We start from the raw sequence: 21,841 nt of genomic DNA on the forward strand, positions 1-21,841 counted from the left end.
TCCAATACGGTCGAGATCAATTTTCATGACGATGGAAACTAAATGGAAAATGAGTTGAAGGGCTGGCAGCATGACCCTTTCTCATTATTCCTTCTCTTATTGCCTACTGAAAACGTCGCTATTAGACAGTGAAGTGAAACACTTGAATAGCTGTAAGATGTTACAGGTAAGGATGAGCTTGAATGGTTGGAATCAACGGCGGGCGAGCTTCAAACACTTGTCGAATGCGTGAATAACAGGATCGACTCGTCTCCAGCACGATAACTAAGCCCAATGCAGCCTGGGAGTTTATGCAATGCCCTGAGTCCAAAATTGAAGGCTAACAGTTGTTCTATTGGCCGAAAAAGCCTTGAAATATGGGCCGGCCAGACGCTTCAGCCGATTTCCTTTAAGTCCGACAGGCTGCTAGAGCGAGCTGCCATGCTGGTAATGAAGACCGATTACGTATTGGGTGCAACCTTTCCGAGAGGTCAGGAGGTGAACGGAAACGCTATGTCGATCCATAGCTTGTACGCTCCCTCCTATACCAGCACTCGATTTCTCACACCGACACTTGCCACACTGAAACAAGGATATCCGAATAGCGGATTTCTGCGGCGCAAAAAACTATCCGGCATATGCCTTCATCAATTCATCAATGTCGAGTTTCTTCATACGGAGCATCGCCTCCATAGCCCTGCCCGACTTTTCCGGGTCGGGATCACTCATTATTTTTGGCAAAACACTGGGGACAATTTGCCAGGACGCGCCATATTTATCCTTCAGCCAACCGCACTGCTGAGCTTTTTCGTCTCCACCCTGGGATAATTTCTCCCAGTAATAGTCGACTTCTTCCTTTGTTTCACAATTGACCTGAAACGAGATGGCCTCGTTGAACTTGAACATGGGGCCGCCGTTAAGCGCGGTGAAATCCTGTCCATCAAGTTCAAACGCGATGGTCATGACTGATCCCGCTGGTTTTCCGTGTATCTCGCGTCCTGCTTCTCCATAGCGGGAAATGTTCAAAATCCTTGAATTCCGGAAAATGCCGGTATAAAACTTGACCGCTTCTTCAGCCTGACTATCGAACCACAAGCAAGGGGTGATCTTTTGAGTATTTGGCATGACGTTTTCTCCGGTTGGGATAATAATAAATATGAATGACCATACCATCGACTAGTCGTTTGCGGAGTGCTGATATCGACACATTGGGGAATTGAAATTATTTTCACACCTCCCACTACTGCCAGATTCCTTTCGCTTGCGATCACCTCTACTGCTCAAGCAATGTCACCACGCCACTTGTACCGTCAACTTCCACCATGTCCCCGTCCTTGAGTCTATCCAGTATTCCCGGCAAATTGACCACCGCGGGAATGCCGAATTCACGGGCAACGATCGCGCCATGCGACAAATAGCCGCCGGCCTCCACCACCAGACCGCCCGCAATGAGGAAAAGCGGTGTCCAACCGGGATCAGTGGAGGGAGCGACGAGAATATCGCCTGGCTGCAACCTGTAACTCTCGGACGGATGGCGAAAAAGACGGGCTTTGCCTCTGGCGCGGCCTGTGCCGGTGGGTATTCCCTGGTAGCGTGATGAATCATTTTCTGGTGCAGCAGTGATATCTTGCTCCCGCAAGCCCCATGTCAAATACTGGGCTGGATCAATCAGAACATCCGGCGCTATTTCCTGCGACCATTGCTCGAACAGCCTGTTCCGCTCGGCCACGCGCGCCCTTACACCGGCTGCGGGAATATCGCCGCCTAGTGCCCGCAGTATTTCAGAGAGCATGAGCTGAAAAATGTCCGCTTCCTGCGCCAGCGCCCCCTGCTCGGCCAAATGGCGCCCGGCAGCCAGCAAGAGCCGGCGTTCCGGTTCCATATAGGCAACCAGCGCGCTGCGTGCGGCTTCACGCTGGTTGCATTCCTGGCGCGCCGCTTTTGCCAGTCCCTCGATAAACGCCCGTTTCCAGAATGGCACGCCGGCCTTGATCCGCGTCAGGGCTTCCGCCACGGCTGCCTGCTGGCGAGCCCGCAGAGCCGCTTCATCAACTTCGGCCAGTTGTGCCAGTGACGACAACAAGTATTCCGGCGCTTCCCGCCATCGCGGATTGCGGAAATAAGTTTCATACAACCCGCGATGGCCGTAATGTTCAAGAAATCTATCGAAAGCATGCTGAAATTCCGGATCTTTCCCGTACTGGCAGAGCTGACGGCTGCCTAAAGCTCCATGGCTTTCTCGCGACGCGATTTCCCGTGACAAACGTGCCAGAGCCATCAGCTCATAGCCTTGACGTGCCGTTACGCTCGACTCGCCGCCTGCGAGCAAGGCCGTACCCAGCGCATATCCCTCGCCCGGAAAATATTTGTCCAGCTGCTCGACCAGCATTGACAAACTTCCGCCGCCGGAGCCCTGCAGAAAGAATAGATCGACCGCGCCCCGCCCTGCTCGAAACTGGCGCAGGATTTCCACCTGCAATCCTGCCGCATCCCCGGGAGGCGTTTGTTTACGCCACTGGCCCGCCTCAATCATCGCGCGCTCAACGGCTCGCATGCCCCGGCGGCGTTGAGCCGGAGAACGCAGCACATAACGAAGCACCCGGCGTAAACGTGCGAGACGATCGCCAAGCCTCGTTGCGGGTACTGCAATTTCCGGTTGATGACCGCCAATCAGCACATTCACCGCCTTGGGAACGACGCCCAGTGCATCAAAACATTCCCACTGCAACAAGGAAAGCGCCAGATAAAGCCGGCCGTGGAAGAGCCCGGCGCGTTGCGCGCCCGGCAGCAGCGGGTAACCGGCCAGTAGGTAACCCTGCGTGAGCAGTCCATTGACGAGCTTGCGTGAATTGCTCCAGTCGATCGGCGATAGCGGCTCGGGCACCACCTCGCAGGTATTGCCGCGCGTCCAGTACGCGGGCTGGGTTTGCAATGGGGTGTAGGTATAATGGGGCCTTGCGGTAACCGGCCGGCCCTGGGTCAGCCAAAATCGGTCGCCATCCCACACCCATTCCAGATCGTAGAACGGATGGGTGAAATCCAGTGCCACAGCGGCGTCACGCAGCAACTCGGCCAAATGCAAGGCTTGACTGGAAGAAAGAACAAAAGCTCCGGCTTCAGCCGCCGGTGTGGGGATCATTGCGGTTCCACCACCCGGCTGGGCGACGGCTTTGGCCGCCTTGCCGCCCATTCGCCGGTGAAGCAATGTCCAGTGATCATCGAGTGGATCTTCGGCAAAAACATATTCATCGCCGTCGGTCTTCCCTCCGACCAGCGCCTCGCCCAAGCCCCATTGTGCGTGAATGACCAGCCGGTCGTCACGGCTGCTAATAGGGTCGCACGTAAAGGCGATGCCGGAAGCAACAGCGGGCAGCAAGGGCATGATAATCACCGCCATGTCCGGCACCGTATCGTCCGTACCCAGCCCCAGTTTCTGCCGGTAAGCGATAGCCGCCGAGGACCACAGCGACGCCCAGACCTCAAGAATAGCCGCCTGTACTTGCTCCATGCCGTATACATTCAGGCACGAGCGGTAAATGCCGGCGAAAGAAACCTTGGCCGAGTCTTCCCCGGCAGCTGAAGAGCGCACGACCAGCGGCTTATTCAACCAGTCACGGACGGCCAGGGCTTCCTGCAATGCGCCCGATAATTCCGGTGGCAGTGCCGCCGCTCCCGTATGTGACGGACACCACCCAGCTGGAATCACCAGCCCCTCCGGTACCGGCAAACCAAATTGCTTGAGCCGCGCCAATTGCCAGGCTTTGCCCCCCACCGTCACCGCATCGGCGGCCAGAACGCCTTGCCAGTCGAGTATCGCCGGTTGCGCTGCCATGATTATGGCCGTGGCCTGAGTCCAAACAGAAAGAGATCAAGCATCCGGGAAAATTCCTCAGTCAATGACAGATCCTCATGCAGCAACCAGCGCAGCAGCGCCGCCAAATAAAGAAATTCCAGGTAGACCGCCAGGATGGCTGGCTCACACGCTGCGCAGAACTCTTCGCTTGCCTGTCCTTGCGCGATAAAATAGCCGAAAATGCAATCTAGACCGCTACGGGAATCATCATCCCGCCGGCGGGGCTCGCTCAGCCGGAACTGTACGTAAGGCAGCAGGAAGGCACGATGCGATTGGGACCATGCGGCGCTGCGTTCCAGAAAAGCCCGTAATTGACCCTCGAAACTCGGCAAGGAAGTAATGTCAGCCAAAACTTCGGGCCATGCCTTTTCCAGTTCGCGATGGAAGCGGTGGCACAGTAAGGCTTCCTTGGCCGAGAAATGCTTGTACAGTGTCCCCTTGGCGACATCGGCCACGTCGGCAATGCGCTCCATGGTCACCACCGCGAAACCCTCGCTTTCAAACAATGCCCAAGCCGTATCCGCCAAGTTATCGAGTAACTGCAGGCGCTTACGCTCGCGGCGGCCGAGCTCAGCGAAATGGTTCTTAATATGCATTTTTATTCCTGAGTTCGGTACACCCACCTCCTATTCAGAAATTACCTATCGTGAAAATATAGACTAGGTGTATAAATATACGATGTTCATTTATTTCTGGCAATAGATGGTTCATATTTTTTGAGATGTAAATCGGCCGCGCACATGGGCAACCCGCTTAAGCTTTCCTGTAAGCGGTAACGTATACTTCATACATTCGCCATCATGAAAGGCAAGGTCAGAGAACACGCCATGCATACGGAAGAGAGAATTACCCGCCTGCTCCGACGATCCTTGAACGCCGGTCTTCATCGCTCCGGTGGATATGACGAGAGTATGAAACAACCTGTTGGTGGCCGCCGTGAACTGGTCATGCTATCCCTGGTCCTCAAAGTTTTGCGATATGCTTTCCATGGCCTGTTCGCCAGTGCTTTATCTCTTGCGCCAGCATTTGCACAAAGCCCAATTACCATCGAGTTCAAAGGCGGGGATCAGGCTGTCAAGGCACTCTCTTTGAAAGACCTTGCGGCCCTTACGCCAGCGGTCTCGCTCAAGGTTTTTGAAGTACACGAAAATGCGGAACGCATTTATCGTGCTTTCCCGGTCCGGCCTGTATTGGATAAGGTATTCGGCAACGAGTGGAAAAAAGCGCAGGAGATCGTATTCACTTCCATCGACGGGTATCAGCCAAGCGTGCCTGTCGCCAAGTTCCTCGCCCATGACGCCTATTTTGCCTTCGCGCATGAAAACGGCAGACCATTCACGATGACCAACACGCTCCAGAACAACGAAATCGTGCAACTCGGACCGTTGTACCTGATCTGGGACAATATCAACTCAAAAGAACTGCTTGAATCCGGCGCCTCGGACATGCCCTACCAGATCAAGAGCATCGAGATTAAGTCCATTGCTCCGTTTCCCAATATGGCTCCCCCGGCAAATGCCTCCGCGGAAGTTCAGCGCGGGTTCACGCATTTTCGCAAGCACTGCATGGCATGCCATACAATCAATGGCGAGGGGGGTGGCAAGGCGGTGGAACTCAACTATCCGGTCAGCGTGGTCGAATACATCAAGCCTGAATACCTGAAGCGCTGGATCGAGAATCCCCAAACCATCCGGTACAACACGACGATGCCGGGACTTGCGAGGGAGATCCCCAACCGGGGAAAGGTCGCGGAAGAACTGATCCTGTATCTCAAGGTAATGAGTATTGCAAAGCGCGCCCCGGCAAAATCGTCTGAAAATATTTCTGAGCAGCCGGAATCCAGATTTCGATAACACATCCGGCAACACGCGCATTCAAAACGATCCCCGCGAGCCTGGCCACCCGGTTCGCGATGCGGTCAGATCAGGGTTCGACCTTTCCCCTCGATACCACGCCGAACTTCAACCCGCTGCTGCCTTCACCGCAGCCGGTAACCTGGCTGGGCCAATCCACAGCAAGCACGTCCTTGGGCATCACGGGCTAGTCGAAGCTGCGGCTCCCCGAGGTGCCCTCTACATGCTTCTCGATGCCCCACACCAGGTTGGCCATTTCGTCGCTTATCATCGGCACGTACTCAGGGGGCGGAGCCTTCGAACGTGTCCAGTTTCGGACATGAATACAAATACATTCTCCGCAATCTAAAAGAAATAATTGACGGAAAAAACACCCTCGTTGTAATGGTCGTAGCGGTTCAATTCCACCCGCACATCCAGATCCTGCGAGAGCGCATAGCGGGTGATGAACTGGGAAGTGAAAAAACGCTTGCTATCCCCCAGGAAAAAAATCTGGTAGCTGCCTGCAAGCTTGACCCTCAAATTTTTCGTGACATCGTAGTACGCACCCACCTCGATATCGCCACCCAGACGGAAATTCTCTTTCAAATGCCCCGAAACCTCCGCTTTTACATCGACAAGGGAAAACAGAAGCAGGGGCGAGAAGAAATCCGGCCGATAGGAAAGGCCTCTGCCATAGCTGCCCTTGATGGAATTGCAATAGTTGCAATTGTAGTCCTTGAGAGTGTCGATCCCCACATCCAGGCGCCAGGAAAATTTGGGAAGCAGGGGGTCGTAGGGGTTGAGCGAGGTGATGGAAAGAATCTTGGCCCGATCCAGCCTTATCCGGTCGGAATCCAGGTAATAGCGGAGCGCGAAATCCAGGAAAATGATTTCCGAGTTCTTATCGTAGCCCACATCCCTGGCCATTAAATCATGGTAGGCTGGGCGATAGGCAAATTCCATGAAAGGTTCGTGCGAGTTGTGGCCGACCCCCACACGAAACCGGTCTGTCCCGTGGCCCTGGTCCGGCCGGGTGGAGAAGTGCGTGATTTCACTTTTGACATCTTCGACAACCTGCAGGCGGCTTCTCGCCCGCAGAACCGAACGCGGTATTTTTATTTCCTTGTCGCTCTTTTCCTGCATGCTCTGATATTGCAGGTAGTCCATATAAGCATTCAGCACGAGCGCTTGCGATGGAGGGGAAAGATTTACAAAAGCAGTGCTTTCGGGCGAGATTTTCCCCTTGACCAGCTTTTCCAAGATCTTTTTTTCGCGCTTGATCATCTTGAGGCGCTTATCGTTCATCTGGGTGAGCACCGCGGGCCGGTACACGACATTTTTCACCAGGCCTTCCTGCGCCATTACGATTTTTACCGTATCGGTCGGGATCACGCTAAAAAAAAACGAGTCTTTCAATCGCAGGTCGGGGTTGGCAATCTCCAGCAGGGCAAGCACATGGTAAGAGCAGTTTTCCTGAAAATAGTAATAATCGAAATAAGTGCCGCCCAGTTCCCATAAGTGCAGAATCATCGTGTTCAACTGGTCTTCGGTAAACTTGAGCTCGTATTCCCAAAGATCCCGGCTTTCCCAATTATTGTATTCCTGCACCTTGGTGTAATAGGGAAAAATGGCAAAACGGCCCTGGAATGCACCCGTCAAGCCCTTGAATGCATAAAGAAACGAATTCTCGGTATCCGTCACCGCGGCATAATTTGCACCATAGTTCATCAGATTATTGCCGCTGCCCGTCCTGCGGCTATCGATGCGCATAAGCGTATGGCCGAACATGGATGCGGGGTTGTTCAGGAAATAGGAGGCAAAGACCAATGTTGCCCCGATCGGATCTAAAGTTTTTACCCAACGGTCGAGCCGGTCACATGGCTGTATTTCCAGGCGATCAAGGTCGAACGATAGTTGCCGGTTCAGCCATTTGAACCGGGCGGGAAAGTTGCACTGCGGATGCTCCTTGCCTTCCGTAACATCGGCTAGCGGAACAAAGAAGCTGGCGAGCGTCGCCGCGAGCTCGGCTTCCGGATCAGTTTTCCCTTGGGGAGAGTTGAAAAACTCCATTCCATCGGCTTCGCTGACCATGCCACCCAGGAGTCTCGTGTCGTACTTTAAAAGCAGGTGCCAAACGCGCTCATGGGCAAGTTTCTTTTGCTTGGCTTGCTGTTGCAGTTCCGCCAGGTAGTGGGTGGCGTCTTTTTGTTTGGAATGGGCAGATGCAGGAAAAAAGCAAAACCAGCAAAGCAGCCCAACTACAATACTGATATGCCGCACAAGGAACCGTAGGAGTGATAGCGATAAAAAACGGGCATAGGCTTCCGCCTATACCCGTTGTCATTTTTAATCCAATGCGGCTTGCTTGATATTACAGGAACTTGCAAGCGTGGGATGGCGGGTTAACTGATTTTCCAGCTGACTCAATAATTCGGTTGAAGTTGTTTGATCACTTGCTACTAAACTGTCAAATTTCTCCTGAACCATTGTGCCAAATTCTTGATGCTTTGCTGCAGGACACTGGTATAAACTGGCTAGTGTAGACAGATTTTCGCCTTTGCCTTGCGCCATTTCTTTAACCAGGCTGGTGTAATTCTCCTGCGCAAATACTTCCCGTTCTTTGCTTATTTTTACTAATCCATGGTCGCCGCAGTTCGAGGTTCCGAACGTAATCCCCAAAGTCTGGGACCCGAATGTTCCATTGGTTGTTGCAGCAAAGACCTGATGGATGCCGGGCTTCGATCCTAGAACCATTGAACCCAGCCCACAACCTGCTGCACCATATCCAGCTGCAAAAACAGAAACAGGAAGTAAAAACAGAGAAGTTGCTGCCGCAATCAGACTATATCGTTTCATAATTCTCTCTCCATAAAGAGGTTGCTGTCACGTCAATTTAGATCAACTATCCAATAGTTTTAAAGTACCCAATTTCAAAAATCATAAAATGATCCAGAAAGAATAATGGCTTCTCGCTAGACCCAAATTGAATTTACTGAACGTCTCTCAGATTGTCAAATTTTTATTGAGTTTTAGGAAGTTAAAGTGAGTTCGGCCTTAATAATTTGGGTATTGCAAGGCAGAGAGTGAACTCACCATCCTCAAGAATGCTATTGATACAATTGGACACATAAGTTGGATTTTCTCGATACAATTCAGCGATTGGGCTTATCTGGCTCCATAGGGGCCAGATCATTTCCCGATCAAGGTGCCTTCCTCTCAAGAACCGCATGAGGAATGTATACCCCAAGACTTCGATTGCTGCAGACGGGCGCACAGGCCAATGACAGGCGGCCAGTCATTCGCGCGGTGTAACGGCTCGAATTGCGATAGACCGGCATATATCATGATCAATCTTTGAACGCATGATGGCTGTTTATCGATCTACAACGGCCGACATTTTAAGGATTACAGGCAGAGACGGCTGCCTGTAATCTGATAGCCCTTCTTGCGGAGTCACTGGTTCGGAGAAACTGCACGCCCTCCGCTAATATCCCGACAGACGGCGGGGTGATTTTCCCGTCGTCAAGGAGTTTATTGATAAATCTTTGGCCTTGGAGTCCTTGGGATGTGGCATTAATGGGACATAAATTTGGTATGTCACATTGACGAGGCTTCAGGGCGGTTCCATGCCTGCATGTGCGATATCTCGCATATACTTGGACTTCCCCTGAAACGGTAGACATTCCGGGGAAAGTCCAGCTCATCGATCCCGTCCAGTCGTTGCCGCCATGGAGAAGTTCTGATTTCCAGTGTTAGGTTTGGAAGACATTGTTCGATATCCCTCCAGACCGAACTACCAGGTGCGATAAGTTGGCCCGAGCGCTCGAATTTGCGTGCATCGTAAGCGCTGACTGTTGGACAGGGCGTGCTGGCGAAGATTGGCGAATCCGTCGAGAGAAAGGTCATTTGACTACCGTCGTCGAATTTTCCTTTGAAATCCACTCACGATTTATGAGCATCAACGAATCGTTGATGGAGGATGTTTCTTCAATCGTAAGGAGTTAGCAAATGTCATATGTATACAAGGTAATAGACTCACCCATCGGCAAATTAAAACTTGTTGCAAATGGGTCAAGGCTCTCTGCAATTTTATGGGAAAACGATAAACCAAATCGAGTACGGCTTGGCCCGATTCACGAAGATAAAGATAATCCCATTCTGGCAGAGACGGAACGGCAACTAAATGAGTATTTCGCGGGAAAAAGAAACTGTTTCGAGCTTGAACTCGACTTTGTTGGAACCGAATTCCAAAGAAAGGTTTGGGAGACGCTATTGACTATTCCATTCGGAGAAACTCGCAGCTACGGGGAAATTGCGGCACAAATTGGCAATGCAAAGGCAGTTCGGGCGGTGGGTGCTGCAACTGGAAAAAATCCGATCTCGATTATCACTCCTTGCCATCGCGTAATAGGTACATCGGGCGATCTCACGGGATTTGCTGGTGGACTCCGAGCAAAAAGGATGTTGCTCACATTAGAGAGCGATAATACGTCGCAAACCGCAGTGTGACCGATGGTGACTTATCGAGCGGCATGTACGAGATGTATTTTTCATATCAAATTCCATGATGCGGACGGCTTGGTGACCTTGGCGCAGCTATGCCGTGTTGCACATTTGGAGCATCAAGAAAGATGCTGCTAAAGTTTAGCGTGGCTACCAAGGCTGCTCATAGTCTACTATTATTCATAGCGCCATGAATAATGACGTCCTTTACCATTCATGAATCACAAGGAAAAGTCACGTCCAGATAAACTTTCGCCTTAGGAGCCTATCTTCCGTCGCTGGCAGACTTCTCCATTCCGCCGGCCGACGAATTCCATGATCTCTGCGTGGGGCCGTGGCAATTCCCACGTCCCATCGCTGATCTTCCGCACCGCCTCGAACGGCCGATCGTCGGCGTATGTTTCCAGTTCATCCAGACCACTTGTGGTCAATGCAACTGTACTATCGTTGACCTCCACCTTCATCGCCGTACGCGGGATGCCCGCAAGGAATCCCGCGCAGAATTCGATCAGGTCCCTGTTTTCGTGAAGCAGATCATCGCGGGTCATCTCGTAGGGAATTCCCGGAATACCCAGATCTTCTATCGGCATCCCGTCGGCGGCGCCGCTGCGAAGCGCGCGGCGAATGGCTACCGTGTAGCCGACATCGGCAGGCAGCCGTTCAAGCTCGAAAGGCGTACCCACCAAGGCTTCACGAAGATCATAATGCGTCCAGACGTTGGCTCCTCCCGCGCCGCTGCCCTCCCCCACGCATACCAGTGTGCCTATCGCATTGTCGACAAAGCCCGCGGCGAACAGATCACCCGCTGAATACGTATTGGGGTCCACCACACACACGATCGGCCCGCTATAGCGCTGGCCGATATCATTGCACCAGTCGGGATCGGTCAACGGCAAGGGTTGTGAATAAGCCTCTCCCGTGGCGATCGCCGCCTCGAGAGACGGCAACCAGGCTTCGAACTCCATCCGGTTGAAAGGACTGCGCGCCAGGGCCCGCATCAGCGGAGTCGCCAGCACGCTAAAGCGCGCGGGCGTAACAGTATTCGGCGTGAACAGCTGCAGCAATCGCTCGGCCGCCCAGATCAACCCCCCGGGATTGCCGCGCAAATCAAGGATCAGGCCGGTTTCCGGCAAAAGATCCAGCAGCCGTATCACCTCGGCGATGAAGGCGTCATCATCATCGACATCGAAGCTCCAGATACGCAAATAACCCAATTCGCCCTGCGCCTTATCTTTGATGACCTTGGCCGCAAGTGTGTCTTGAAACCAGGTCTTGATCCACCCTTTGTCACGTGCAACAGCGACACCGCTGCGCTCGGCCTGCCATACGCTTCCTGAAAACATCATTTTCTTCGCGCGCCGCACGACCTCTGCCGCCGGGTTCGCGGCAATATAACGTGATGCACGCGAGCCCGGCCGCTGGCTGGTTTCCGCGCGGGCAGGATGAACGACACGCCAGGGAATGCGAACCTCCCGGCGCGTCTCGCCGGGCAGAATCCGGTAGCCGATGTCTACCAGCATCTCATCCGGGGGCGGTCCTCCCTCAAGCGCCCTGAAAGTAAGGGACTCCAGCGCCCTGGCACGGCGCGCGTCCGGACGTCCGCCGGTTTCCCGGTCCGAGTACAAATCCACCGCCCTGGCAAAGGGAATGCTATTCCAGCTTTCCAGCACGACGCCTGCCGTAAATTTGGGATCGCGTATCAACTGGGGCGCCGACACTTTCGAAACCACGAAGACCGGATCATCGTGCGAACCATATTGCTCAACGAGAAACGGGAGTGTCGCCACCGCCCCTTGGCCGGCCCTGGGTCCACTATAACGGGTATGCGCATCGCGCAAGCCCAGAACAATCGAAGTAAGCGCCAGGTGGAATTCCCCCTCCGATAACTCGGCAACGCGGCTGCGCAGCAGATGTAATGCCTGCACTGGATCAAGCGCGTAGGCGGCGCGTTTCTGGGGAAGATGACAATAGGCGCCGCTGATTACGGTAATCAGCGCGTCAATGATCCGGAGCCGCTCTCCGCCATCCAGCACGTACGCGAGTTCAATCCGGGCGCCGGCCTCGCCCCCCGTCTCTCCTCGCCTGGCACGCGCCGCCGGGGGGGGGGTGCCAAAGAGAAATTCACTGAGAAGCTGGCCGGTCTGGGCTCTAAGCAGGGTGGCGTCAGCATCCCTGCCACCAGTCATATGGATCATGAGTTTTTCAAGAACTAATTATAAAAATCGGCCAGCCCATCCAGCAGCCCGCCATGGAATCCGCGTCCGGAGATCGAAGCAAAAAATTCGCTATCATGCTCAAGCGGCTGGATCGGCGGAACAATAATCGCCGCCAGATTTTTTGGCAGGCCTCCCACCGGCACTTTTCCCGTGGGCATATCCAGCGCCAGACGCAGGCGTGGTGCGCCACCCGAGCGAATGGATGCGAACGCGAGCCGGCGGGCACGTTCGATCGCGGTCTTGGGGTCGGCCCGGACTTCTTCAAGCCGCTTGAGGACATCATCGAAAGACCAGGGTTGGGCATCCCCGTCAAATCGGGTGAGAGCAAGGCGGCGAGGCTGGCCTCGCAGTTGCCCATCGAGATTGATCTCGCTGGTTTGGGTCGCGCCGCCCTGCCTCATGAGCGCCTCGGTACCATACAAAGGCCGCCCATTCACCACTACCAGCCGTACGTCGGTTTCGGTGGCGCGAAGTATCGTTTTGAAAGGGTCAGCCTTGGGCTTGGCCGCGATCACAGCCACGTCGCCCAGCGCGCCGGGCTGCAGGCGGCCCGCCTGCCGCTGCCACGCCTGGGCCAGCACGTCTCCCGGATTGGCGGTGATCATTTTAACAAGATCGAAGTCTGTCAACCCCCATCCATTGGCTTCGCTTACCAGCGAAGCCACCTTTACTTCACCAAGCACGTTTCGCGTGCCGGAGGGACCCCAGTCCGAACCCACGCAAAGGTTGATGCCCCGCATCAATGCCGCCGGGACATCTGTTGTAGTGCCGTACAGCCACAGATTTGAGAATGGCGACCACACAATCGCACCTGGTTCACGCCAGGTATCGTAGGCTGCCGGGTCGACCGAATTGGTATGGATGGCCACAAGGTGGCGCTGCAAGCAGCCCGCGGTGCGGGTTGCCAAGTATTCCCGCTGCACGATCGACCCCGGCCGGCCCTCGGCACAATGATAAATAAATGTCGCTCCCTGCCGCATGCGGGTGGCCCGCTCGCCAAGCTGGTCTGATTTGAGCGTGAGTGTTGACGCCAGCACCTGATGACGGCCAATTTCCCCACCCAGCGTTTCATCCTCGATATTGCGCACCAGCCATCCATCCAGCGGGCGATTACTGGGCGGTGAACCCTGGATGCTGGTTGTTCCGCCAATCAATGCACGAACCTCGGCGTAGGCAAGCAGTTCCACCGGCGTCGACTCGATAAAGGCATAAGCGGGCCAGGTCACGCTCTCGGGATAGGTAGGCCGCGTGGGCCATATATCATGATGCGCGAAGGGTACGGTACGATCGGGCTCGACCCAGAGGGGAAGCGTAGCATATGCGAGATGGCTGTGCAGGTCGATAAAGCCGGGAATGACAAGATCATTATCGACATCTGCCACCGGCGCGGTTTCGAACCCCGTCGGCCCCTGGGCTGAACCCTTCGTAACGGCGGCGATGCGCCCATCATCCCCGATCCATACCTTGCCCTGGAAGGTCGCATTCTCGCTCGGCGCAACTTTCAAAGCGCGGCTGATCGGGACAATGCGGCCGGCGACGACGAGACTCATCGGGTCATTGACGCAACCCTAAGCGGGAAGCACGCCCTTGGGTACACGGACGATAATGGTTCTGCGCTTCTCCAGCGGAGTCTCGCCCGTTCGATCCGCCCAGCCTTCCTCGGTGCGCATCCAGGCCGGTGTGCCCGGCGGCAGATCATCCGGCAGGATATCCGGCAAATCGCCGGGAGCAAAGGCAGCTCCATACAACGCAAGCGGTTCTGTTACATCGGGGTGATTAATAACCGGCCTCAGAGCCGCCAGCCCATCGTTCCAGTTCTCAAGCATTTTCGTCACCGCCACCTGCCGCTCCGCGTTCGTGCGGGCCGAACTCTCGGGCCAGGTCGGATGCGTCAGATGCCCGAATGGCAGCGGAGAACGTCCGGCCGCATCGGGAGAAACGAGCCAGCTCTGCCATGCCGTATTGGCGAGCCCGCCCAAGGCCACAACCGCTTCAATCTGGCTGCGATCGAGAATCGCCTTAATCCATCGATTGCGATAGGCAGTAATCGCGGAATCGCCGATATGGCGGGCTCCGCCGCCTTGACCGTACACGCTATAGAGAAAAGTGTTGATAAAAACGTAGCTGCGGATGATTCCGAGTCGCTGCAGGAAGCCTTGCGCGCGCTTGCCCGCCGTGCCGGCGAGAATACGCCGCACGACTACTTCATGCTGCGCGGGGTCCTGCCCGATAATGAGCACGCGTGCGCTGCCATCCAGCCGGCCCCGATGAAAAACAGGACCCCACTCCACACGGAAATCGGCTGGAGGATAAACGTCTTCCGCAGGATATTCCGATACAAGCTTGACGAAGGGCTGCCTGTAATAGCCACGATCAAACGGAATAGGCATGGATTTATTCCCTCCCGGACATAGACCTTTCGCACTCGCCCGGTTACGCTGCCGGCATACTGTTCGCCCGGCTTATTTTCTGAAGCCGAATATTATGGCCTGATGGTTAAACCTGAATCCAGCGGTTGACCGCCCGCTTGTTTGTTTAATACAACGCTACGTATGGATTTCTTGTTGCTTGATCCTCGCTGCACCGGATTTCTCGATTCCCCTCTCTGTTTCCGGATTCTGAATATCCAGGCAAAATCACGGATGGCATTTTCCGAAGGACGGAAATTGCAACCTCCCCCTTGCAACCTCCGTCCGGTTGAAAATTTACGCTCAACATACTGCTGTGTCAACGATGCCTTTCTTCTGCACAAGGCCTCTTCCTGCTCCGCCAACACGATACGGCTATTTGGCAAGTTCGATCAACTGATCGAGCAACGCCCTCTTCTGCTCGCCCAATTCAGCGTAACGCGAATACAGGCGATTGAGGTCGCGGGTGTATTGCTCGATACGTTCCTGGCGCTCCCTCTGTATCCGCACGTTATCGTCATAGCTTTGAGGAGGGTTATCCTTGAGGCCGCCCATGGCGTAAGGCGCCTGCATCATCGAGTTAGGCGTTTGTATCGCCTGGGGGTAATTCTCCTGTATCTCATTGCGGCGCAATTCCTGCGTCATCTGGAATTGCTGGTACACGGCCTGCTGCTCCTGTTGCACGTGATTTAATGCCGTTTCCAGCTGGGTGACGCGTGGGTTGGGTAGCGGAGGGGCGGTTTTTGGATAGGGATTCGAAACAGTTTGCGCCAGCGCGGAACCGCCCAGACCTGAGCCGAGTAAAAACAGGGCAAGAATGATCGGCTTCATGACTCCTCCTGGAAATGGGCAGGGGATTCCGTTACGATAGCCACGGTGATAACCTGCCTGGCAATACCTACTCGCATGTTATTGATCTACCCACTAACACAGTATATCCGAGACCATCATGCCTGGCGATGATCCCTATACAGACGTGGCACCACTGTGGGTACAATCGCCCCTTAAAGCGCGGAAAGGGCGAGGTGCGGTGTCGAATCTGCAAGGCCGCTATGAAGTGCTGGCACGGGAAGCTATTGACGACGGCTGGTCTCGTGATAATACTGAAACAGGTACCGAACATCATACCGGCAGCGATAACCTGTCAATACTGAAGACGCAAGTCATCGAGGAGCAGGCCAAATCCATCTTGACCCGCAATCTGTCTCCCGATGTGCCGTTCAGCGTGTCGCTCAATCCGTATCGCGGCTGCGAGCACGGTTGCATTTATTGCTTCGCGCGGCCCACGCACAGCTATCTCGGCTTATCGCCGGGATTGGATTTCGAGAGCAAAATTTTTGCCAAGATCAACGCACCCGAATTGCTGCGGTGCGAGCTGGCGAAAACCTCGTACGTGCCGGAACCGATCGCGCTTGGCGTCAACACAGACGCCTATCAGCCCTGTGAACGAGATCTGCGGCTGACACGCCGCATACTGGAAGTGCTGCACGAGTGCGAACATCCGGTGGTACTGATTACCAAGTCTTCATTGATCGAGCGCGATATCGATCTGCTGGCGGAAATGGCTTCCAGGCGGCAAGCGGCGGTCGCGATAACGCTCACCACGCTCGACCATGCCATGGCACGCACCCTGAAACCGCGCGCGTCGGCCCCGGCACGCCGCTTGCGCACCATCCGCACCCTGACCGATGCAGGGATTCCGGTCGGTGTCAGCATAGCGCTGGTGATTCCTTTTGTCACGGAGCCCGATCTGGAACGGGTCATGGCGGCAGCAGCGGAAGCCGGCGCTATCAATGCCAGCTATGTCGTGCTGCGCCTGCCATGGGAGGTAAGTCCGCTATTCCGGCAATGGCTGCAGGCACACTTTCCCGACCGCGCGCAACGCGTCATGAACCGGGTGTGGGATATGCGCGGTGGCAAGGATTATGATGCCACCTTCGGCAAGCGGATGCACGGTGAAGGCATATGGGCAGACATGATCCGTCAGCGCTTCGAAAAAGCGGTCGCGCGTCTCGGCATCGGCGTGCGCTCAGGACGCTTCAGGACACTGGATACTTCGCGTTTCCGTCCGCCTTCGGCGACTACAATAGCAGTGCTAGCGGGCATGCCAACTCCTGCGCTCGTGAAGGCAAGAAATAATAAAGCGAAAAACTTAGATAGACAGTTCGAGCTGTTTTAGCGGCTCAGGCTTCCATCGGACAGTCCGCACACGTAAGCCACCGCATCCAATCTTATGGCATAATTAGATTAATGCTTCATGCGATGCACATAGAGATATCGCTTCCTGCCAATGACTGTTAGGGATTTGACGTCCTGCCATGAAAATACCCGTATTCGTTTCTTCCCCAACCAGCCTGTCGCCATCGCAAGAGGCTGCCCGAACGGTCATCATCCGGCAGTTGGAGGATAATGATCTAGAGCCTCGCGCGCTGGGACGCTCCGACTATCCGACTGAGCTTCCTTTGCGCGAAGTGCTTCTGATCGCGCGCCACTGTTCGGGTGGTATTATTCTTGGATTCGAGCAGTTTCGCGCTGAAACCGGGATAAGCAAACCCGGAGTGATAAGCAAACCCGGAGAACCAGGCGAAAAACGGATCAGCATGCCGACACCATTTCCGACGGCATGGAACCATTTGGAGTCTGGCATTCTGTTCGGTCTGCGCCTCCCCATCCTCGTTTTTCGCGAGGATGGAATTACCGGGGGCGTATTCGATAACGGTGTTTCAGATGTCTTTATTCATCCAATACCGTCGCCCGAAATCAAGGGTTCTGCAAAAGACGCATTGAGGCAAGTCTTCCAGAGATGGGCAGGCAAGGTTCGCGATCACTATTATGATGACAGACATGCCTGATAGTCGGGTCGAATCAATGCCTTATCCACTCCTGCCCTCGCTGGCAGGTGTGAATTTCGATCTGGTTCCGTTACTGCTCTGCCAACGGGAGCCGTCGACCCTGGAGACCACAAACCACTTCTCGCTAGAAAGATTTCCAGATATGGGAGAATAAAATGACAACTGAAACACCTGACAATGATCAGGAAAATGAAAGAACGAGAGCGGATGCCAATGAACGCGCGAAAATTGGAAAGAATATTGTCTACTTCGCGCTAAGCGTTATAGGTATTCTTGGTTTTGTTTCAATTCTGGCCGCATCCTTTGGAACTGCTGGAGAAAAAAGTTTTACGCAGGTAAAGGACATATTGGGGATACTTTTGCCCGTTCTTGGTACCTGGGTGGGGACGGTGCTCGCATTTTATTTTTCAAAAGAGAATTTCATCGCTGCCGCGCAACAAACCTCCAATCTGGTGCGCCAGTTAACACCGGACCAGAAATTACAGGCTATCCCGGTCGAAGAAGCGATGATATCGATAACTGCCCCAACCACCGTCAAACTAACCCTGAACAAGAAAGAAGAGGAAATCAAACTTAAAGCAGACATACTCGATGCGTTGCTCCCCGAGGGAGGCAAGAACCGTTTACCCTGCGTCGATCCGGAAGGAAAAATCAAGTATGTCATTCATCGCAGCATAATCGAAGGGTACATTTCCAAGCAGGCTTTTTCAGGAAGCGTCAATCTGGCTGATCTCACGCTCAAGGATATGCTGGCCGTCAATCAAATCCAGCGCATTGCAACCGCTTTTGGCGCCGTAGGTCAAAACGCCAAACTGAATGCCGTCAAAACGCTTATGGATGGCAATCCAGAATGTTCGGATGTATTCGTGACCGTAGATGGAACGAAAAACGGTAACGCCGTGGGATGGATAACCAACATTATTCTGACGGAAAAGTGCAAGGTTTAATTGACCGAAGCCAGCTGAGCTCTTTACCGGATCAACCTCAAGTCGCCTATCGCCTAGGAAGTGGTTCATGACGTAATCTCCAGTCGCTTCCATAAACACTTGCTTTTGCTTTTACGTTCAATCATTTCCAGTTGCTGCGCGTGAGCTTCCAGTTCCTCAGCACTCGGAATGAGTACTATCAATATGCAAGTCCTGTAGGTTGACGACGATATCGGGGTCGCTTATGGGAGAGGCGCAGAGCAAAGCAATCATCGATCCAAGTTCGTAACTTTAATTTTTACTGCACGGTTTTTCCACTCTGACCACGCCCTCCCCATAGGGCATGATCCGTCAATACATCCGCTAGTTTTGACAGTCATTCGGATTGGGGATGGACTTCAGAGAAATTCTTCATGCTACTTATTCATCCCACGGCACCGATGTTCTTACGCTTTATCTGAAAGGCGGCATATTTTTCCAAAATATTCTCGTTCTTCGGATCAGCTTCTATTGCACGCTTGTACATCACCTCGGCGGCATCTAGATTCTCGCGATTGTTAGCCAGAAAATCGGCGTACCTTCCTAGAATAAACGCATCCGCCGAATCAACTTCGATCGCACGCTTGTACATTTCCTCCGCAGCATCCCAGTTTTTACGCTTATCCGCCAAAAAATTGGCATAAGAACTCAAAACATACCTGTAATTTGGGTCGACTTCGATCGCGCGCTTGTACATCTCCTCGGCAGCATCCCAGTTTTTACGCTTATCCGCCAAAAAGTTGGCATAAGAACTCAAAACATATGTGTAATTTGGGTCGACTTCGATCGCGCGCTTGTACATCTCCTCGGCAACATCCCAGTTTTTACGCTTATCCGCCAAAAAGTTGGCATAAGAATTCAAAACATATGTGTAATTTGGGTCGACTTCGATCGCGCGCTTATACATCTCCTCGGCAGCATCCCAGTTTTTACGCTTGTCCGCCAGAAAGTTGGCATAAGAACTCAAAACATATGTGTAATTTGGGTCGACTTCGATCGCGCGCTTATACATCTCCTCGGCAGCATCCCAGTTTTTACGCTTGTCCGCCAGAAAGTTGGCATAAGAACTCAAAACATATGTGTAATTTGGGTCGACTTCGATCGCACGCTTGTACATCTCCTCGGCGGCATCCCAGTTTTTACGCTTATCCACTAGAAAGTTGGCATAAGAACTCAAAACATACCTGTAATTTGGGTCGACTTCGATCGCGCGTTTGTATATCTCCTCGGCGGCATCCCAGTTTTTACGCTTATCCGCCAGAAAGTTGGCATAAAAACCCAAAACATACGTGTAATTTGGGTCGACTTCGATCGCGCGCTTGTATAATTCTTCCGCGACATCTAAGTTTGCGCGTTTGGCTTCTAAGAAGTTAGCGTAGTTGCATAAAATACGAGCGTCCTTCGGATTGACTTCAAGTGAACGCTTGTATGTTTCCTCGGCAGCCTCGAAGTCACGGTCTTCAATCTCTAGAAAGAGCGCGTAGCTATCCAATAATTCGGCGCTTGAAGGTAACGTTGCAATCCCTTCGAGATAGATATTCTTGCGCTTTTCTGGATTAGCTTCGGCAAGAGCCCGCATTTGCCATGACCACCAGTTATTCGAATCCTTGAACGCATCAGCCAAGACTTGCCGCGTCGCCTCTTGATCTACACTCGAAATGCCGATGGCGACAATATTTTTTTGAAGATTCTCTACTTGTTCACGGTAATTTTTAGCTCTTTCTCTACCACGTTCTTCAATACGGGTGAAAATTTCTCCCATCTCGAAATCGGGAATCAATTTCGCTGCCAACTGCAACATGAATGGATCGAACCCCGGTATCGCAACCATTACGCCGTCATGTTTCGCCAATAGTTTCTGTACCGCAGCCGATGGAGGCGAGCCGGCTTGATAGCACCAGATGATTCGGCCCGTAATATCGCCGAGTCTCAAACTATTAAAAAAGCCCATCAGGCTACCATCATTGCCCCCGTAGCCAATCACCAGCGGCATATAATGCTTGAACAGACGAGTGAGAGCATCTATCCAGCCTTTCTCCAGTGCCCCCACCCCTACTGCGTCGTTCTTGGGGTCAAGAAACAGATCACGATGTATTTTGGCGACCAGCGGTCTGCGCAATGCTGCCCGCACATATCCGGTAAGCGACTCATGCCCTACTATCAGCGGCGGTTTGTGGGCGTGAATAGCTAACGCGTCGGCTACCAGATTGTCGAAATTAGTAGTGACAACGACCTTGTGCCGGGTTTGTTGCATGATTTCGGCCAGCAGCGAATAACCGAGGCCGGGTTCTTTGCCGTCCATGGCAGCTTCGAGCGCAGCAAATCCGGATTCTGGGTCGCCACGAAAGCGGCGGTCGAATATCCGGGGGTAGAATTCAGCCGCATGATCCCATGTGAGGCCATCAATTCCCAGTGCATTGGAGGCTATCCATGTATCACGATCTGAATCATCGCGACACTCGCGCAAATGTAGATCATTCAGCCAGTTCTCCGCCATTACTTTTCCAGTAGAAATACCTGAAGTAACAGAGGCCCCGGAACCAAGCACGAACGCCAGGGAACGGTCTGGCATGGATTTGTTGAGGCTTGCTATTTCCTCAAGAACACCCGCTACTGTCCACTCCAATGGAGATTTTGTAGACGCTGGCTCATTCATCTATATGCCTTCATACTGTTTTCCGTAGAGTGGATGAAACGCAGCAAGATAGATTTCCGCCAGAAATTCCGCTTCCAACAGCGCCGGGGTTGTAATTCGGCCAACCCCAATTCATGATCGAGAAATGCAACATTCAACACGGTGTTGTGCATGATAAGCTCCGTTCCTCAAAAAAATCGAGCAGCTTGGGCGTCGAACGATATAACGTAGTCAGGATAATCGTCGCCCGGTTACGAAAAGCTCTCAGGTCTATTCGCTCCCCCGTTCGCCCGTACTGATACGTCCACTTTCGTTTACGTCGAGGACATAGACCTTACCGGCACCATGTTGATGAGTGTTGGCAACCGTCATTACTTCATTGAAAATACACTCCACCAGATTATCAGGGGCAAAAATTTCAATGCGCTTTTTTGGTACGTACGGCGTGAAATCCCGCCCGGTAATGAGTTTGACTCTCCCGAAGCCTTGGCAATCGGATACGCTCATACCCGGGAAATCAGGGATTTCAAGCAGGGTCTGGGTGAGTTTCGATAACATGAAAGGCTCGATATAGGCGCGGATTTCCTTCATGGCG

The 21,841-nt window shown here is 53.4% G+C and carries 16 protein-coding genes; 5 read left to right on the forward strand and 11 right to left on the reverse strand.

Annotated features, from left to right (window positions below; all coding sequences use genetic code 11):
* Window positions 1-606 precede the first annotated feature (606 nt).
* The 3 genes from EBAPG3_RS10910 to EBAPG3_RS10920 form a co-directional block, all read right to left on the reverse strand.
* Window positions 607-1,104 carry a VOC family protein gene (locus tag EBAPG3_RS10910; RefSeq protein WP_004181252.1) on the reverse strand — a complete coding sequence of 166 codons (498 nt, stop codon included), beginning with the start codon at window positions 1,102-1,104 and terminating at the stop codon, window positions 607-609.
* 148 nt (window positions 1,105-1,252) lie between these two features.
* On the reverse strand, window positions 1,253-3,811 hold the full coding sequence (locus EBAPG3_RS10915) for a PEP/pyruvate-binding domain-containing protein (protein ID WP_004181251.1): 2,559 nt from the start codon (window positions 3,809-3,811) through the stop codon (window positions 1,253-1,255).
* Between the two features lie 2 nt (window positions 3,812-3,813).
* Window positions 3,814-4,428 (reverse strand): TetR/AcrR family transcriptional regulator, encoded by a 615-nt coding sequence (locus EBAPG3_RS10920; protein ID WP_004181250.1) that lies wholly within the window; start codon window positions 4,426-4,428, stop codon window positions 3,814-3,816.
* 315 nt (window positions 4,429-4,743) lie between these two features.
* Here EBAPG3_RS10920 and EBAPG3_RS10925 point away from each other — a divergent pair, with 315 nt between their 5' ends.
* The gene (locus EBAPG3_RS10925; RefSeq protein WP_004181246.1) at window positions 4,744-5,685 is read left to right on the forward strand and encodes a c-type cytochrome; all 942 of its coding nucleotides are present in this window, start codon (window positions 4,744-4,746) and stop codon (window positions 5,683-5,685) included.
* Window positions 5,686-6,030: 345 nt separating this feature from the next.
* Here EBAPG3_RS10925 and EBAPG3_RS10930 read toward each other — a convergent pair whose 3' ends face one another.
* Together EBAPG3_RS10930 and EBAPG3_RS10935 are read right to left on the reverse strand one after the other, a co-directional pair.
* A complete protein-coding gene (locus EBAPG3_RS10930; protein WP_151898933.1) occupies window positions 6,031-7,947 on the reverse strand; it encodes an Lnb N-terminal periplasmic domain-containing protein in 1,917 nt (638 codons plus the stop codon).
* Between the two features lie 66 nt (window positions 7,948-8,013).
* Window positions 8,014-8,523 (reverse strand): DUF3015 domain-containing protein, encoded by a 510-nt coding sequence (locus tag EBAPG3_RS10935; protein WP_040853301.1) that lies wholly within the window; start codon window positions 8,521-8,523, stop codon window positions 8,014-8,016.
* A gap of 1,152 nt (window positions 8,524-9,675) precedes the next feature.
* Here EBAPG3_RS10935 and EBAPG3_RS10940 point away from each other — a divergent pair.
* Complete coding sequence (locus EBAPG3_RS10940; RefSeq protein ID WP_040853299.1) at window positions 9,676-10,176, forward strand: methylated-DNA--[protein]-cysteine S-methyltransferase; 501 nt, start codon at window positions 9,676-9,678, stop codon at window positions 10,174-10,176.
* A 251-nt stretch (window positions 10,177-10,427) separates the two neighbouring features.
* Here the strand turns inward: EBAPG3_RS10940 and EBAPG3_RS10945 are convergent, their stop codons facing one another.
* The 4 genes from EBAPG3_RS10945 to EBAPG3_RS10960 form a co-directional block, all read right to left on the reverse strand.
* On the reverse strand, window positions 10,428-12,365 hold the full coding sequence (locus EBAPG3_RS10945) for a S41 family peptidase (protein ID WP_227869200.1): 1,938 nt from the start codon (window positions 12,363-12,365) through the stop codon (window positions 10,428-10,430).
* Window positions 12,366-12,379: 14 nt separating this feature from the next.
* Window positions 12,380-13,936 carry an amidohydrolase family protein gene (locus tag EBAPG3_RS10950; RefSeq protein ID WP_004178292.1) on the reverse strand — a complete coding sequence of 519 codons (1,557 nt, stop codon included), beginning with the start codon at window positions 13,934-13,936 and terminating at the stop codon, window positions 12,380-12,382.
* 18 nt (window positions 13,937-13,954) lie between these two features.
* Entirely contained in the window at window positions 13,955-14,776 is an 822-nt protein-coding gene (locus EBAPG3_RS10955) for a uracil-DNA glycosylase family protein (protein WP_004178290.1), read from the reverse strand.
* A 393-nt stretch (window positions 14,777-15,169) separates the two neighbouring features.
* Window positions 15,170-15,625 (reverse strand): hypothetical protein, encoded by a 456-nt coding sequence (locus tag EBAPG3_RS10960; protein WP_004178287.1) that lies wholly within the window; start codon window positions 15,623-15,625, stop codon window positions 15,170-15,172.
* Between the two features lie 118 nt (window positions 15,626-15,743).
* On the opposite strand from EBAPG3_RS10960, the gene EBAPG3_RS10965 reads away from it, so the two are divergent.
* The 3 genes from EBAPG3_RS10965 to EBAPG3_RS10975 all read left to right on the forward strand — a co-directional run bounded on the left by EBAPG3_RS10965 (window position 15,744) and on the right by EBAPG3_RS10975 (window position 18,593).
* On the forward strand, window positions 15,744-16,973 hold the full coding sequence (locus EBAPG3_RS10965) for a PA0069 family radical SAM protein (protein WP_040852502.1): 1,230 nt from the start codon (window positions 15,744-15,746) through the stop codon (window positions 16,971-16,973).
* Window positions 16,974-17,112: 139 nt separating this feature from the next.
* A complete protein-coding gene (locus EBAPG3_RS10970) occupies window positions 17,113-17,646 on the forward strand; it encodes a hypothetical protein (protein WP_004178281.1) in 534 nt (177 codons plus the stop codon).
* Between the two features lie 155 nt (window positions 17,647-17,801).
* Window positions 17,802-18,593, forward strand: a complete 792-nt coding sequence (locus EBAPG3_RS10975) for a hypothetical protein (RefSeq protein ID WP_004178279.1) — start codon at window positions 17,802-17,804, stop codon at window positions 18,591-18,593.
* A 403-nt stretch (window positions 18,594-18,996) separates the two neighbouring features.
* On the opposite strand, the gene EBAPG3_RS10980 is transcribed toward EBAPG3_RS10975, so the two are convergent.
* Together EBAPG3_RS10980 and EBAPG3_RS10985 are read right to left on the reverse strand one after the other, a co-directional pair.
* Window positions 18,997-21,267 (reverse strand): tetratricopeptide repeat protein, encoded by a 2,271-nt coding sequence (locus EBAPG3_RS10980; RefSeq protein ID WP_151898934.1) that lies wholly within the window; start codon window positions 21,265-21,267, stop codon window positions 18,997-18,999.
* 249 nt (window positions 21,268-21,516) lie between these two features.
* On the reverse strand, window positions 21,517-21,837 hold the full coding sequence (locus EBAPG3_RS10985; RefSeq protein ID WP_004176093.1) for a P-II family nitrogen regulator: 321 nt from the start codon (window positions 21,835-21,837) through the stop codon (window positions 21,517-21,519).
* Window positions 21,838-21,841: the final 4 nt, after the last annotated feature.

Source organism: Nitrosospira lacus (assembly GCF_000355765.4).
Lineage (GTDB): Bacteria > Pseudomonadota > Gammaproteobacteria > Burkholderiales > Nitrosomonadaceae > Nitrosospira > Nitrosospira lacus.

Coding starts and splice junctions, on each gene's coding strand:
- EBAPG3_RS10975 (WP_004178279.1), top strand. CDS start 17,802: ATGACAACTGAAACACCTGACAATGATCAGGAAAATGAAAGAACGAGA.
- EBAPG3_RS10925 (WP_004181246.1), top strand. CDS start 4,744: ATGAAACAACCTGTTGGTGGCCGCCGTGAACTGGTCATGCTATCCCTG.
- EBAPG3_RS10985 (WP_004176093.1), bottom strand. CDS start 21,837: ATGAAGGAAATCCGCGCCTATATCGAGCCTTTCATGTTATCGAAACTC.
- EBAPG3_RS10950 (WP_004178292.1), bottom strand. CDS start 13,936: ATGAGTCTCGTCGTCGCCGGCCGCATTGTCCCGATCAGCCGCGCTTTG.
- EBAPG3_RS10915 (WP_004181251.1), bottom strand. CDS start 3,811: ATGGCAGCGCAACCGGCGATACTCGACTGGCAAGGCGTTCTGGCCGCC.
- EBAPG3_RS10965 (WP_040852502.1), top strand. CDS start 15,744: ATGCCTGGCGATGATCCCTATACAGACGTGGCACCACTGTGGGTACAA.
- EBAPG3_RS10955 (WP_004178290.1), bottom strand. CDS start 14,776: ATGCCTATTCCGTTTGATCGTGGCTATTACAGGCAGCCCTTCGTCAAG.
- EBAPG3_RS10935 (WP_040853301.1), bottom strand. CDS start 8,523: ATGAAACGATATAGTCTGATTGCGGCAGCAACTTCTCTGTTTTTACTT.
- EBAPG3_RS10940 (WP_040853299.1), top strand. CDS start 9,676: ATGTCATATGTATACAAGGTAATAGACTCACCCATCGGCAAATTAAAA.
- EBAPG3_RS10980 (WP_151898934.1), bottom strand. CDS start 21,267: ATGAATGAGCCAGCGTCTACAAAATCTCCATTGGAGTGGACAGTAGCG.
- EBAPG3_RS10920 (WP_004181250.1), bottom strand. CDS start 4,428: ATGCATATTAAGAACCATTTCGCTGAGCTCGGCCGCCGCGAGCGTAAG.
- EBAPG3_RS10970 (WP_004178281.1), top strand. CDS start 17,113: ATGAAAATACCCGTATTCGTTTCTTCCCCAACCAGCCTGTCGCCATCG.
- EBAPG3_RS10910 (WP_004181252.1), bottom strand. CDS start 1,104: ATGCCAAATACTCAAAAGATCACCCCTTGCTTGTGGTTCGATAGTCAG.
- EBAPG3_RS10945 (WP_227869200.1), bottom strand. CDS start 12,365: ATGATCCATATGACTGGTGGCAGGGATGCTGACGCCACCCTGCTTAGA.
- EBAPG3_RS10960 (WP_004178287.1), bottom strand. CDS start 15,625: ATGAAGCCGATCATTCTTGCCCTGTTTTTACTCGGCTCAGGTCTGGGC.